The following is a 15,215-nucleotide window of genomic DNA, read 5'->3' as shown; positions in this document are numbered from 1 at the left end:
CGCTGTACCACGTGTAGTTTTACTTCCACAGAAATAGAACTTCTTTTAGACATTAGAAAAACTCCCATCATTAGTAGTAGTAGTTTTTGTTTTTTCTACTGTCTACTATGATGGGAGCATATCATTATAAGGTTTACGGGCTTTTTCTTATTTCATTCTGCATTATCAACTTTCATAATATCCAAAAACGGCACTTTAACAACACCATCATAGGTAGATACATGTACTCGTTGTGTTCTGGAGTCCATATTTACAATGATACCTGTAACTTTTTCATCCTCATTCCATACTGTTAAATCGACTTTCGTTTCTTCATTCTTTGCTTCAAGCAACATTTCCCCTAGTTCCTCTAATACAAATTCATCCCTTGTAGGACGTTTTGTTTTATATTTTTTACTCGGCTTTGGAACGATATTAGCCATAATAAATCCCTCCTGTTTAACTGATGCTATCAACTATACCATTTACTATTACATCCTCATATACATCGTATATAAATAGTTGAACATTTTTATGCGATACTTTTCAACATTCGACAATTAGGAAAGGATTTACTTTTTTCATGTCGAATATCCTAGACAGAAAGGAGGTTAGCAACATTGCACAATCTAGTAACAAAAATAGAAAATTGCTTAACTAAAAATAAAAATTTACTCCCGGAGAATATTGAAAACGCTAAGAACAGATTGTCAGAGATACATCAGGATATAGGCTCCGATAATCTAAAGTATATAAAAATATATTACCAAGGAAAGCTTTCAAGTATTAATTACATCCCTAATAGTTTAACAGTATTAGCGTTAGTAATAGCGGTTGCATCGATCATACTTAACCTGTTGGATCCATCTAATGTTGTAAATACAAAAGATGATTTATCTTGGATCTATCCCTCATTATTAGTGTCAGTCCCATTTTTGGGTGTTATTTTTGTACTAAGTATACTTTTAAAGTTGATTAGAAAAGACTCAAAAAAAACAGTTACTTACACAATTCTTATTAACTTGATAGACGATATAATCGACGATAAATAAATCCCTCTTTCATATTACTTAGCTCAACTAAAAAAACCGAAACAGACTAAGATTAGTCTGTTTCGGGTGCAGCACCTCCAGCGTTTACTGGAGTACTCTTTATTTGACTCGTTAGTTTGTATCATCTTCCTTTACTTTCACGACAACCGGTACATCGATGGGTTGCTGCTCCTTCGGTACTTCTTTCCGAGTCTTGTTAGTTACCTGTAAGTCACGTTTAGCTGGCGGTGTCGTCTGTTTTTGTGTTAATCCTTGAATAAACTTATTCAGATCAATACCAGAAACATCCTTTAACATCTCTGGAGCAGTTGCCATCAATTGTGTTACGTAGTTACTTACTCGAGCAGCACCATCACCGTTTCCAGTGTCTACTACTGTTAGTTTGTCAATGGCACGAATTGGTTCTGCTATTTTACCAGCTAGTTCTGGTAACATTTTCACGACAATATCGAGTACAGCCGCTTCTCCGAATTTACTAAATGCTTCTGCTAACTTTTCTTTCGCTTCCGCTTCTGCTAATCCTATCGATCGAATAACTTCCGCTTCTGCCATACCTTTCGCTTTTTCAGCTTCCGCAATAGCTAAACCGTCTAACTTCTTTTGTTCAGCTAGCGCTTTTGCCTCAGCTTCAATCCGGTATTGCAACGCATCTGCTTCCCGTAATTTTTTGGCTTTATCCGCTTCAGCTGCTTGCTCTACTGCGTAGCGATCTGCATCTGCTTTTTTCTTTACTTCAGAATCGTACTGCTTTTCACGGCGTAAAATTTCTTTCGCTTCCAGATCAATTTCTCGCTCTTTACGAACAAGCTCTACTTTCATCTGCTCTTCGACCACACTTTGTTTTGCACGTGCTTCTTGGATCGAATACGCTTGATCTGCTTCCGCTTTTGCCGTATCTTGATCTCTCTTAAAAGATGCTACTTTCATTTCTTTATCGCGTTCCGCCTCTGCAACATTCGTATCACGCAGTAATTCAGCTTTTTGTCCCGCCTCTGCAGCAACTGCTTTTTCAATACGAGCATCCCGAACTGCTTGTGCTTCAGCAATTTCTGCATCTCGTTTTACAGCAGCTATTCTTGGCTTACCTAAAGCATCCAAATAACCATGTTTATCTCGTAAATCTTTAATCGTAAATGAAACAACTTGCAGTCCCATCTTTTTCAAATCTTTCGCTGCAACGGATTGTACTTCTTGTGCAAATTTATCACGATTACGATAAACTTCTTCTACTGTCATCGAACCGAGAATTGCGCGCAAATGACCTTCCAATACTTCCTGCGCTTCACTTTTTAGCGCTTCCGTTGGCTTACCAAGAAATTGTTCAGCAGCTGTAGCTACATCTTCGATTGCTCCACCAATTTTAATAATAGCAACCCCATCTGCCATTACTGGTACGCCTTGCTCTGTATAAACTTCTGGAGTAGATACATCAAGCTTGTGAGAAAGCAAAGACAAAAATTCCCCATTTTGAAATATCGGTAGTATAAATGCACCGCCACCACGTATAATTTTAATTTTTCGTCCTGAATCATCCGTTAGTGTATTTCGAGTACCCAAAAACGAACCTGTGACAAGCATAGCTTCATCCGGGCTTACCGTTTTGTACCGAGCCCAAAAAGCGATTCCGAGGATAACAATGACTGCGACAACAACTCCAATTACAAATATCATTCCATTCATTCCACTCACTTCATTCATAAAAATGCTCCTTTTTTTTTGAATTTTTAATATTACTACTTATAAGTGAAGAGGTGAAACTAGTAGCGTATGATCTTGTATTGCGACTACAACTATTTTTGTATCACCAGCTATATCTTCTTGATCGAAGCTAGCTGCAATTTGATTGGTAAAACCAGCACCAACCTTTATAAGTACTTCACCTACACCATTTGCCGGTATTGGCGTTATCACTTCACCAATATAACCTTCCAAAGATGCCAGGGAAAACGCTAGGGAATTTTCACTATTCCGCATTGGTTTTACATATAAGAAAAACACAATTATTCCAATAACAATCGCAATTAAAACAGCAATTACAACAATTAGCCAACGGTCTAACTCCGTCATTCGAATTAGTAACCAGCCACTGCCACCAAATGTAGTTATGCCACTTACTAGCACTGCTGATTGAAATACGGGAATACTATCAAGCAAATCACCAAGTATGTCTCCAAATATAACGCTCATTACTGCATATAAAGCACCACAAATCAGCAATACTAAAAAGAACGTTTCCATACGCTGCCTCCTTTCTTCTTTCATTATAAATAGTTGCTTCTCTTTGAACTAATACGCAATATAATCACTTTCGTTTCTAGAATATCACAATTTATATATATAAAAGTAAATTTCTGTAGATAATGCGGAAAAAATCGCCATAGAACAACTTTTTATCTACTTACAACGTCTATATTTCGAGTGATCTTTTTTACTTTCGACAATGATGACTGTACCCTAAAAATATTTGTGTTATAATAAAACTGCTATTTAGAGGAGGAGTTATTTCATGCAAGAGCAAGAAGAAATCAAAAAATCGCCTAGAAAATATAGCAGATGGCGTACCTTTGGACTTGTTTCCATTATAACAGTAAAATGGGTTATCTATTTCGGTATTTTCTTCGGATTGTTAGCAGGCGGTGTGGCAGTAGGGTACGTCGCTGCACTTGTGAAAGATGAAGAGATACGACCGCAATCGATGATCCAAAATAAAGTTGGCGAATATGCGATGACCGGATATGTTTATTTTAATGACGGTTCATTAGTTGGTCAGCTAAGAACGAATGAAGACCGCATCGTCATTACATACGATGAATTACCCAAATCAGTTATCGATGCACTATTAGCTACAGAAGATAATAACTTTAACGATCATTACGGCGTAGATATATATGGTCTTGGTCGAGCGGTCAAAGAAAAACTATTGAATGAAGACAGACAAACCGGCGGTAGCACATTGACGCAGCAGCTGGCAAGACGAGTGTTTCTCAATCTAGATCGAACAGATAGCCGTAAAATCAAAGAAATCTTTTTGTCATTACGAATGGAGCGTTACTTAGATAAAAATGAAATTTTAACTGCATATTTGAACAAAATGCCTTTCGGCAACGGTTCGAGCGGTTATCAAGTATTTGGCATTAAAGCAGCAGCTAAAGGGATTTTTAATATTACTGATCTCAATAAATTGAATATAGCTCAATCTGCTTACTTAGCGGGACTGCCTCAATCACCATCTTCCTACTCTGCATTTACTGGAACTGGGAAGTTCAATGAAAAAGGATTTAACAATGCGATGCAACGACAAAAAATTGTTTTGAATCGTATGTTTGAAACAGGTAGAATTACACAAGCAGAATATGATGAAGCATTACAATTTGATGTAAGTAAAACGATTGCCCCTCCTTCAGAGAAAGCATATAATACTTATCCGTATCTTATGTTGGAAGCAGAGCGACAAGCAGCAGAAGTTATGCTATTGAAAGCAAATCCAGAACTTACAAAAGAAGATTTGCGTACAAAAGAAGTGGCACCTCTAATTGAAGAAATGCGGGAAACACTCCTTAGTAGCGGATACCATATTCATACGACGATAGACAAAAAAATATACAGCATTATGCGAGATATCGGAAATAACGAAGAAAATTTCTCACCGTACAACACTGAAAAAGGATTAGAGCAAGTAGCGGCTGTAATGATCGATCATCGTTCAGGCGCCATTCTAGGCATGCTTGAAGGTAGAGATTTTTATGAAGAACAATTGAACTTTGCAACACAAATGACACGTCAACCTGGCTCTACTATGAAAACTTTGGCGGCCTATTTACCTGCAATTGAGGAAGGGCTTATTCAACCTGCAAGCATTATTGATGATGCGCCAGTAGTGTTAAAAGATGGTCAAAAAGGGTTCCATATTCCGATGAATGTAAATAGTCGATTCGATGGTCTTGTAACTGCTCGTGATGCACTTGCACGTTCGATTAATTTACCAGCACTAAAAATATTTAATGATGAAGTAACCATTCCAAAAGCTTGGGAGTTCGTACGTAAACTAGGCATTACTACATTGCAACCAGCCGATGAAGAAGCACGTACAGGTGTCCTCGGTGGACTTAGTATCGGTGTTTCTGTAGAGGAATTAACGAATGCTTACGGTTCTATCCCTAATGGTGGAGAAATTAATACTTCTTATATGATCGAAAAAATAACAGATACGAATGGAAAAGTAGTCTACGAACATCGTAGTAATCCAAAGCGTGCCTTCTCAGAACAAACAGCGTTTCTTGTTAATGATATGTTACGTTCCGTTATTAGCGGACCTGGCGGTTCTGGTAGTTCTATTAAAAATCAGTTTAATAAATATGGAAAAATCCCCGTAGCTGGAAAAACTGGTACTACTCAAAGTTATGGTGATGTATGGTTTGTTGGCTATTCCCCTGATATTACACTTGGTGTATGGGTTGGCTATCAAAAACAAATACATTCCCTTTCCAACAACGGTCGAACTAGAGCTAGATCTGTCTGGTCACTTATTATGAATGATGTAACAGATGCAAAGCCTGATTTATTCCATACAGAATCATTCAATCAACCGGAAGGTGTTGTGAAAGCAACAGTTTCCAGTGCCAGCGGCTTACTACCTACACAACTAACACGTAGTGCAGGTATGCTAGTCACCGATTGGTTTAACAAAAAATATTTGCCGAAGAAATATGATGATGCTTTGGTAAGTATGCCTTACATCACGTATAAAAATATTAATTATGTACCGCAAGAGCTTACGCCAAAAGATATGTTGAAACAAAAAGTTGTCATTAAACGGAAAAAACCATTGGATGAATTAATGGAAGAGATTACAGCAGCTCAAGCAAAGCTACCAGCCAAAAGCAGACGTAGTTTAAGTGTATATTTACCTAGAGATGCTAGTAATAACGCTCCTTCCAAAGTAGACCCACGAAAAGACGATGGATTACCGCCAAGTGCACCAGCTAGTGCTCAACTGAAAGAGCAGGGTAATCAACTCATCCTTACATTCAGCGCTAGCAACTCATCCGATGTCGTTGGTTATCGTCTTTATTATGCTGCTGGAGACAAACCTTATGAAAAATTCGGCCAATCGATTTTAATCGATGATCAATACAGCACTAGCTTTGCAAAACCAAGTAGCGAATATGCAACTTATTATGTAGTTGCTGTAGACGTAGCAGGTCGCGAGTCGCCACCAAGTAAAATATTAGAATATGGTCTAGTACCAAAAGTGCCGGAAGAAGTAGATCCTGAAAAACCGGTAGAACCGACCCTTCCTATTGATCCAACTGACCCACTTCAACCAGGTGGAGGAACAGAGGGAGAAGGATCTAACCAGCCGGGCGGAAACGGTGGAAATAACGCCGGCGAATCCGAAGGGAGTAATAACAACAATAATGGTCAAACACCAGAAATAGCCGTCCCTAGCGCTCCTAGTGGACTAGTGTATGAAGCATCTGATTTAAATGTTACCTTAACCTGGTCAGCCAATGCGATTGCTGAACAAGTTTTTCAATATCATATCTTCTACAGTTCAGAAAACAACGGTGTTTATACAAAAATCGCATCGACCAGTGACACAACGTTCGAACATATCGTAGCTATGACAAGTGGTACGTATTATGTAACAGCTGAAAACAGTCGCGGTCAATCGACTTCATCAAGCAAAGTAAAAGTCCAGCCTTAAGTTAAAGGAAGACTAAAAAAACTTAAAATTCAAAAGCAGCCGAGCAAGAAATATCTTGCTCGGCTGCTTTTTGTTTCTAGCTTTTAATCTTCAATATATATTCTTCAATATTTAATCTTCAATAGTTGATAGATCACCTGTTGGTAAATTAAGCTCCCATGCCTTTAGCACACGACGCATAATTTTTCCACTTCTTGTTTTTGGTAACTTATCTTTAAATTCTATTTCACGGGGAGCTGCATGGGCAGCCAATCCAACTTTAACAAAGTTAGCGATTTCTTGTTTTAGTTCTTCTGTTGCTTCATAACCTTCACGAAGCGCGATAAAAGCTTTAATGATTTCGCCACGCATCGGATCTGGCTTACCAATTACACCTGCTTCTAATACTGCCGGATGTTCCACCAACTTACTTTCCACTTCAAATGGACCGACTCTTTCGCCGGAAGTATTAATCACATCATCAATTCTGCCTTGAAACCAAAAGTATCCATCTTCATCCATATAAGCAGAATCGCCCGAAATGTACCAACCTGTTAAATGAAAGTACTCTTCATATTTTGCTTTGTTATTCCAAATTTGACGCATCATAGCTGGCCATGGTGTTTTTATAGCCAAGTTCCCCATTCGATATGGCGGTAGAACATTACCGCTATCATCAATAATAGCAGCTTCTACTCCTGGTATTGGTTTCCCCATCGAGCCTGGTTTAATATCCATACTTGGATAATTACAAATCACTTGTGCACCTGTTTCTGTCATCCACCATGTATCGTGAATCCGATGATTATATACTCTCATCCCAAAACGAACAACTTCTGGATTAAGCGGTTCTCCAACACTAAGCACATGTCTAAGTGCAGATAAGTCAAACTGCTTCACCAATTCGTCGCCTGCTCCCATTAACATCCGGAAAGCAGTAGGCGCACTATACCAAACGGTTACTTTGTTTTCTTGCAATACACGATACCAATCAGCAGGGCTAAATCTTCCCCCACGAACGACGATCGTAATGCCATTCAGCCAAGGAGCAAATATGCCATATGCTGTACCAGTTACCCAACCAGGATCAGCTGTACACCAGTAAACATCATCTTCCTTCAGATCGAGCACAATTTGACCGGTATACTTTTGTTGAACCATTGCATTTTGTACATGATATACCCCTTTTGGACTGCCTGTAGAACCCGATGTATAATGTAAAATTAATCCGTCTTCACGAGTCAGCCATTCTATCTCCGTCTCATCGGAGGATTGTGCCATTTCTTCTGCAAAGTTATAAATACCAGCCGACTCATCAGCATCCCCATCTACCACTATAATATGTTTCAGATGAGGCAATTCATCTCGTTTAATTCTATGTAGTAAAGCTTTAGTCGTTACGATTGCTGTAGCTTCACTATCTTTCAGTCGATCTTTTACCGCTCCTTCCATAAATGCTTCGAATAGCGGACCAACTACTGCACCAACCTTCAATATTCCAAAAATCGCAAAATATAATTCTGGTGTACGAGGCATAAATACAAATACGCGATCACCTTTGTCAATATGAAGTTTTCGTAATATGTTAGCAAATCGATTCGATTGCTTGCTGATCTGCTCAAATGTATATTGTTCCTGACGCTCACTATCGCTATATAATAGTGCAAGTTTGTTGCCTCTGTTCTCATCTAGATGACGATCGATCGCTTCATAGGCCATATTTACTTTGCCAGTTGTATACCAGCTAAATTGTTGTTCTACTGCTGTCCAGTCGAAATTTTCTCTTACTTTGTCGTAGTTTTCTAAATTTGGTTCGATTGCTGTAGCAACCATTCGTTCTTCATGTAAATTAGTCATGGAATCACTCTCCTATATTATCTCTCGCTACTAAAACAAGAATACGCTTTCATTTGCTTTTTTATTATAACATATTCCTTTTCATTAATACTACGCTTTTCATTTGTCTAAAAGTTTGCTATAAAGATTAGTAAGCATAAATTTCTGAATTACCTTTGAAAGGGGACAACACCGTGGAACACCGTAAAATTTTACAAACCAGCATTATCCCTTTACCAGATCAAAGACAAGTTATTATTGAAGGCCCTATAGATCCTGATAAACTTGCTGCTCTCACGATTCATTCCTCACTCCATGCTTTTCGTCGTCCAAATGAGCAACATGAAGCATTAATTGAAATTGCTCAATTACCAGAAGGCAGAATTATTGCCGTCATCGAAGAAAATACATTAGTGGGATATGTCACTTTTCATTACCCAGACGAGCTAGAACGGTGGTCTACAGCTAAAATGAATGATCTAATTGAACTGGGAGCTATCGAAATTGCTACAGAATACCGTTCTTATGGAATCGGCAAACGAGCGATTCAGCTAGCCTTCGCCGAGCAACAACTGGACAATGCTATTGTATTTGCTACCGAATATTATTGGCACTGGGATCTAGATGGTACAAAATTAAACGTTTGGGATTACCGCAAAATGATGGAACGACTAATGCAAACTGTCGGTATGACTTGGCACGCAACAGATGATCCAGAAATCTGTTCTCATCCTGCTAACTGTTTAATGGTTCGTATCGGTCCAGAGGTGCCTATGAGTTCCATCGAACAATTCGATCAACTTCGATTTCAACGAAGATTCATGTATTGAATCGTTAGAAAGGATTTGTATAGTCTATGTCTGCAAACGCTTTATTTTTTCATCATCCCGCTGCAAAAACATATAAATTTAATGATGAGCATCCCTTTCACCCATTACGCGCAGATTTAACGATACAACTTCTGCAAGCGCAGCTAGCGTTAACAAAACAACAGATCGTGCAACCGACATTAATAACTGACGATCATATCCTTACTTCCATTCACCGAACAGAATATATTCAAGCAGTTCAAGCAGCTAGCGATGCAGGACAACAAATTGTAACTCCAACGTTTATTGAAAAATATGGTATCGGCACCGAGGATACTCCACCGTTTCCCGGACTTCATCAAGCTGCACTTGCAATCGTATCTGGATCAGTAGCTGCTGCGGATGCAGTGATGAACGGAACAACACAGCATGCTTACCATATTTCGGGTGGACTTCACCACGCCTTCCCAGAGCGAGCAGGTGGGTTTTGCATATATAATGATGCAGCAATCGCTATCGCCCATCTAAAAGAAAACTACGGCGCTAGAGTGCTTTATATTGATACAGACGTCCATCATGGCGATGGCGTACAATGGGCATTCTATGATAATCCTGACGTATGTACCTATTCCATTCATGAGACAGGTAAGTTTTTATTTCCAGGCACTGGTTTTGTTTATGAAAAAGGATTGGAACAAGGTTATGGAACTTGCTTTAACGTTCCGTTGGAACCGTATACAGAAGATGAATCCTGGCTTGAATCATTTCAAACAACGATTGAAGCAGTTATTTCTTTTTTTCAACCAGATATTATCGTCAGTCAACATGGCTGTGATGCCCATGCTTTCGATCCACTCTCTCATCTGCACTGTAGTATGAATATATACCACGCCATTCCTGCTATTATTCATCGATTAGCACATCAATATACGAATGGACGATGGGTTGCTCTCGGTGGCGGTGGATATGATATTTGGCGAGTTGTACCGCGTGCATGGTCGTTAGTTTGGTTAGAAATGAATGATCAGCCGATCTTCTCAGGTAGTGAAGCGAGCAAGCAACAAGTAAAACAAGATTTATTAAGTATTGATGCTGTGATGGAACAAATATATCAGATGAAAGACGTTGATTTCTCGATGCAGCCTAAATTATTGTTACCAGAACAATGGCGAAAGCTATGGCAACCAGCAAGCCCAGTACCATTACCACAATATTGGCTCGACTTACCGCAACACATCGGTGATATTCCGCGCCGTCAAGAAATTACGAAGCAAAATAGAGCTACACAGACGATTGCCATCCAAGACATTAAATAATATAAATCGGATAGAATTACAAACTAATCACATAACAGCATACTCTTCTATCCGATTAGTTCCCTTTGTTATATTGTACTATTATACACTTGAATACTAGCAATGTTTGGCCACCAACGAGATTGTAAAATCGTCATTCGTAATTTGCGAGCAGTAGTTGCTGGCACTTCACATATCCGTTTTCGTCCAATGATCGTTCCTACATATAACGTCACGAATTGACCTGCCGTATTTTCATATGCCAACTCAAATTTTTCTACACGTTGGCTCATATAATGTTCTTGTAATACAACATGATCAAACAGCAACTGTTCACCCAAATCAATCGTAATAGCAGCCGATTCCGTTCCTTCTTCTGGAGCCCAATATTTTTCCTTATCAGTTACTAGTACATGTTGTGCGTTATAACCTAGTTTTTCTTCTGTTGCTGTAGCCATCTTCCCTTCTGCCAAGTCTTGAGCAAAAATATGACGTAACTTGTCACCTAATTGTCGCAACCGTTGTACATCATGTTCATGAAATAATCCTCGTCGATCCGGTGGTATATTTAATAAGAAAGATGCGTTTCCTCCTACCGATCCATAATATACTCGTAGTAATTCATCTAGTGACTTAACTTTTTCATCTTCCTCTTGATGATAAAACCATCCAGGTCGAATAGAAGTATTCACTTCTGCTGGGTACCAGATCAAATGTTGTTCATTAGCAATTATTGCTCTACTACCCAAATCTTCTTCACTTGAACTGTAATTTGTTGCAAACTCTCTATTATCCTCTTGTTGTGATTTTTCTTGAATCTTTTCATTATCAGCTACTGATGCAGGAACTACACTCCATTCCGAAGTTCGACAATGTCCAGCTTCATTACCGCACCAACGTACATCAGGACCACAAACTGAAATAACAGCGTTTGGCTGTAACTCACGAATTAACGAAAAATAACTATCCCAGTCGTATTGTTGCCTTTTTCCATTTGGACCTTCACCACAAGCACCGTCAAACCATACACAAAAGATGTCCCCGTAGGCGGTTAGCAATTCTCGTAATTGGTTTAAAAAAAATTGATTATATGCTGGCGAGTCCCCATATGTCGTTTCATGTCTATCCCATGGTGATAAATATACACCGAACTTCATGCCCATTCGTTGACACGCATCCGCAACTTCTCTAACGATATCACCTTCTCCATTTTTCCATGGGCTATTCTTTACAGAATAATCTGTATATTGACTTGGCCACAAACAAAATCCATCATGATGCTTGCAGGTTAATATTAAACCGGTCATCCCAGCAGCTTGACAAGCTGCAACCCACTGATTGGCATCAAAGGCAGTCGGATGAAAAATACTAGGCTCGTCCTGCCCACTTCCCCATTCCTGTCCAGTAAACGTATTCATAGAAAAATGTACAAATGCATAAAACTCCATTTCTTGAAAAGCAACTTGCCTTGGCGACGGCTGTACTCTGGCAGCCCTATCTATTGACACAGTCAATCAAAACCCTCCTCTTTTTCATCGTTCCTTTCGATTATGCAAGTATTAATCTCCAATTGCAATCCATTTTCAGAATATTTTATTCATTTCACTTAAACTAGTGTACTCTCTTCACAACAAAAAACCATATGGAAAGTAGCAGCTATAGCTACTTCACATATGGTTTGATTATTTACTAATATTAGCAACTGACTGACGTGAAATAAGATCGTGTGGCAATATAACTTTTGATTGCTCAACATGTTCTTTTTTCATTAACTTCGTAAGCAAACGCATCGATACCGCTCCGATATCATACATTGGCTGAGCGACAGCAGTTAGTTGCGGACGTACCATCGATGCCATTCTACTATTATCAACACTAATAACAGATATATGTTCTGGAACTTGTAATCCATTATCTTGAATACAGTGAATTGCACCTATAGCCATTTCATCTGTCGCTGAAAAAATTGCCGATGGGCGAACTTCCATATCGATAAAATGCTGCATTGCTTCTGATCCTGATTCATAACGATAGTTACCAATTCTAACTAGGTTTTCATCATATGCTATACCTGATGATTCTAGCGCTCGCTTATATCCTTGGAATCGAGCATAACCATTAGCCGGATCTTGTAATGTTCCACTAATCATACCGATGCGCTTATGCCCATTCTCAATTAATTTCATTACAGCATCGTATGCAGCTGACTCATGGTCAATATCTACGGAAGGAATCTCTTCACTTTCATCTGATGTTGCACATAATACAATCGGTACGTTAGCTGTCTTGAATGCTTGCTGATGATCTTCCGTAACAGCTCCGCCCATAAATAGTAAGCCGTCCACTTGTTTTTCTAACAATGTATTGATAACACGAATTTCTTTATCTTTCTTCTTGTCAGCATTACACAATATAATATTGTAATGATACATATTAGCAATATCTTCAATACCACGAGCTACTTCAGCAAATATTGCGTTAGATATATCCGGAATAACGACACCTACTGTAGTAGTTTTTTTGCTTGCTAAACCACGGGCAACCGCATTTGGACGATATCCAAGCCGCTCTATAGCTTCATATACTTTTTTTCTAGTGGCAGGTTTAACGTTTGGATTGTTGTTTACAACCCGTGAAACTGTTGCCATTGACACTCCAGCTTCTCTTGCTACATCATAAATGGTTACCGTCACGATCCTTCTCTCCATTACTCCAAATTTAGTTTGATACGTACATCGTATATTAGGTTTATAATACGACAAAAAATACTATTTCGCAATGTTAGCACATATCTAGCAATATAAACGAACCAATTTCAACTTATGTAAGCTGTTTACTTCGGCTGAGTTGCTCTAGCCTCTTTGTAATATCTTCCATCCATTCATCATTCTGTAGCGACTGAGCAAGTAAAAATAAATCTAATAACGCATTAACTCGAGACTCTGTTAAAACAGCTACGTCCGTTTCTGTTAGTTTTTTTGTTTTTTCTTTTGCCTCTACTAATAAATCTGCCCATTCATTGCACTCATTAAACAAAAAACTTTGTTTTGGCGGTTTATTTCCTAGTTGTGCTAACAAACTAGTAAGATCAGTCTTCACTTCAGGTATTACTTCACTATGTTGACAACTATCACAAGAATATACCGGAACATTATTTATTTCTACTTTACCAGAGTAGATAACAGTTCTTAGCTTCATTTTCATTATATCTCCACACTTACAATGCTTTTGCAACTATTTCACTCCCTTTAGTAAACAAAAGCGGTAAATAAAATAGCATTAACTTTACCGCGTTATTTCTACAAGAGAATAATTCGACTTAATTCGTCAAAAATCCTGCTTTTACTGATATGTAATTTTTGTTATACACATCGTTGTCTTCACATAAATAATGTTAAGCTATTTCTTCTGATACTTTGTTAGCTGTTGCCTCCTATTGAATATACGAACATTTCGGTAAAAAGTAACGAAAAAATAGCAATTGTTAATAATTCGTCATTTTCGTCCAATATTTTTGAATAAATGGAAAACTAATTATTACCACCCACCATATTGCTCCAATGACATCATTTCGTAAGTCAAGCCAGTCCATCATACGCCCGCCAATAAAAGATTGATGCCATTCATCTGTCACGCCATAAAAACCACATAATACAACGATTAATATTTTTCCCCATATTGTTCGACTAAAGCGACCGAAAGCAAAATCAAAAGTAGCTGCTAAAATAAAGTAAGAAAGATAGTGACCCCAATTAAAATCAGTAATCCAAGGAAAAAAACGTTGAAAAAACGGAAGTGCTTGATCTATTTCGTGTCCCGTTCTTGCTGATAACAAAAAAATGACAAGCATCCAAGTAATAGCGGGCAACCAGCGCCAAACGCGATGTAGCTTGGTATATTTGTCTAAAATCATTCGCTTCGATTTATCGTTCATTTGTCTACCAAACCTTCCTACGATACAATAGAAGTATACAGTTTTATTTGAGAGGAGTTTACAAATGAGTTTACATAATGAATTGGTCATTTGTTTATTAGATGATGAATGTGAAGATTTAGAACTTTGGTATCCTGTATATCGAACACGTGAAGCTGGTGCGACTGTTCTATTTGCTGGACCTGAAAAAGGAAAAACACATATTGGAAAATATGGTGTGCCTGCAACTGCCGATCTTTCATTTGCTGAAGTAGATAGTAGTAAAGTTAGTGGATTACTTATCCCTGGCGGTTGGGCTCCAGATAAATTGCGTCGCTATCCTGAAGTATTAGAATTAGTACAACAGATGGATAAAGCAAATAAACCAATTGGACAAATATGTCATGCTGGCTGGGTACTTATTTCTGCCAAAATATTAAACAATCGCAAAGTAACTTCCACACCAGGAATTCGCGATGATATGGAAAATGCCGGAGCTACTTGGTTTGATGAGCCTGTAGTTGTAGATGGCAATTTAATTTCAGCACGTCGTCCACCAGATTTACCACCATATGCAAAAGCTTTTGTCGATGCATTGATGGAGCGAATGAATTAATTTCATTCGCTCTTTTTCATCCTTTATTC

The 15,215-nt window shown here is 38.4% G+C and carries 13 protein-coding genes; 5 read left to right on the top strand and 8 right to left on the bottom strand.

Annotated elements, in window-relative coordinates; translation table 11 throughout:
• Positions 1–152: 152 nt before the first annotated feature.
• The gene (locus tag ACFSTH_RS09225) at positions 153–422 is read right to left on the bottom strand and encodes a YolD-like family protein (protein ID WP_377772080.1); all 270 of its coding nucleotides are present in this window, start codon (positions 420–422) and stop codon (positions 153–155) included.
• 177 nt (positions 423–599) lie between these two features.
• On the opposite strand from ACFSTH_RS09225, the gene ACFSTH_RS09220 reads away from it, so the two are divergent.
• Positions 600–1,031 carry a hypothetical protein gene (locus ACFSTH_RS09220; protein WP_377772082.1) on the top strand — a complete coding sequence of 144 codons (432 nt, stop codon included), beginning with the start codon at positions 600–602 and terminating at the stop codon, positions 1,029–1,031.
• Positions 1,032–1,142: 111 nt separating this feature from the next.
• On the opposite strand, the gene ACFSTH_RS09215 is transcribed toward ACFSTH_RS09220, so the two are convergent.
• On the bottom strand, positions 1,143–2,729 hold the full coding sequence (locus ACFSTH_RS09215) for a flotillin family protein (RefSeq protein WP_377772084.1): 1,587 nt from the start codon (positions 2,727–2,729) through the stop codon (positions 1,143–1,145).
• Between the two features lie 39 nt (positions 2,730–2,768).
• Positions 2,769–3,269 carry an NfeD family protein gene (locus tag ACFSTH_RS09210; protein WP_377772086.1) on the bottom strand — a complete coding sequence of 167 codons (501 nt, stop codon included), beginning with the start codon at positions 3,267–3,269 and terminating at the stop codon, positions 2,769–2,771.
• Between the two features lie 268 nt (positions 3,270–3,537).
• Here ACFSTH_RS09210 and ACFSTH_RS09205 point away from each other — a divergent pair, with 268 nt between their 5' ends.
• Positions 3,538–6,738 (top strand): transglycosylase domain-containing protein, encoded by a 3,201-nt coding sequence (locus ACFSTH_RS09205; RefSeq protein ID WP_377772088.1) that lies wholly within the window; start codon positions 3,538–3,540, stop codon positions 6,736–6,738.
• Between the two features lie 111 nt (positions 6,739–6,849).
• On the opposite strand, the gene acsA is transcribed toward ACFSTH_RS09205, so the two are convergent.
• A complete protein-coding gene (acsA, locus tag ACFSTH_RS09200; protein ID WP_377772090.1) occupies positions 6,850–8,574 on the bottom strand; it encodes an acetate--CoA ligase in 1,725 nt (574 codons plus the stop codon).
• Positions 8,575–8,747: 173 nt separating this feature from the next.
• Between acsA and ACFSTH_RS09195 the strand changes: the two genes are divergently transcribed.
• Together ACFSTH_RS09195 and ACFSTH_RS09190 are read left to right on the top strand one after the other, a co-directional pair.
• Positions 8,748–9,383 carry a GNAT family N-acetyltransferase gene (locus ACFSTH_RS09195; RefSeq protein ID WP_377772092.1) on the top strand — a complete coding sequence of 212 codons (636 nt, stop codon included), beginning with the start codon at positions 8,748–8,750 and terminating at the stop codon, positions 9,381–9,383.
• Positions 9,384–9,409: 26 nt separating this feature from the next.
• The gene (locus tag ACFSTH_RS09190; RefSeq protein WP_377772095.1) at positions 9,410–10,678 is read left to right on the top strand and encodes an acetoin utilization protein AcuC; all 1,269 of its coding nucleotides are present in this window, start codon (positions 9,410–9,412) and stop codon (positions 10,676–10,678) included.
• Between the two features lie 68 nt (positions 10,679–10,746).
• Here the strand turns inward: ACFSTH_RS09190 and ACFSTH_RS09185 are convergent, their stop codons facing one another.
• The 4 genes from ACFSTH_RS09185 to ACFSTH_RS09170 all read right to left on the bottom strand — a co-directional run bounded on the left by ACFSTH_RS09185 (position 10,747) and on the right by ACFSTH_RS09170 (position 14,591).
• The gene (locus ACFSTH_RS09185) at positions 10,747–12,171 is read right to left on the bottom strand and encodes an alpha-L-fucosidase (RefSeq protein ID WP_377772097.1); all 1,425 of its coding nucleotides are present in this window, start codon (positions 12,169–12,171) and stop codon (positions 10,747–10,749) included.
• 168 nt (positions 12,172–12,339) lie between these two features.
• Positions 12,340–13,350: a catabolite control protein A gene (gene ccpA / locus ACFSTH_RS09180; RefSeq protein WP_377772099.1), complete on the bottom strand. Its 1,011-nt coding sequence runs from the start codon at positions 13,348–13,350 to the stop codon at positions 12,340–12,342.
• Between the two features lie 127 nt (positions 13,351–13,477).
• Positions 13,478–13,855 (bottom strand): hypothetical protein, encoded by a 378-nt coding sequence (locus ACFSTH_RS09175; protein ID WP_377772101.1) that lies wholly within the window; start codon positions 13,853–13,855, stop codon positions 13,478–13,480.
• Positions 13,856–14,141: 286 nt separating this feature from the next.
• The gene (locus tag ACFSTH_RS09170; protein WP_377772103.1) at positions 14,142–14,591 is read right to left on the bottom strand and encodes a VanZ family protein; all 450 of its coding nucleotides are present in this window, start codon (positions 14,589–14,591) and stop codon (positions 14,142–14,144) included.
• A gap of 64 nt (positions 14,592–14,655) precedes the next feature.
• Between ACFSTH_RS09170 and ACFSTH_RS09165 the strand changes: the two genes are divergently transcribed.
• Positions 14,656–15,186: a type 1 glutamine amidotransferase domain-containing protein gene (locus tag ACFSTH_RS09165; RefSeq protein WP_377772105.1), complete on the top strand. Its 531-nt coding sequence runs from the start codon at positions 14,656–14,658 to the stop codon at positions 15,184–15,186.
• The last annotated feature ends 29 nt before the right edge of the window (positions 15,187–15,215 follow it).

It is taken from the genome of Paenibacillus yanchengensis, from assembly GCF_042684845.1.
GTDB lineage: Bacteria > Bacillota > Bacilli > Paenibacillales > Paenibacillaceae > Pristimantibacillus > Pristimantibacillus yanchengensis.
The sequence above is the reverse complement of the archived record's forward strand: the minus strand, read 5'-3'. Positions and strand labels throughout refer to the sequence as shown.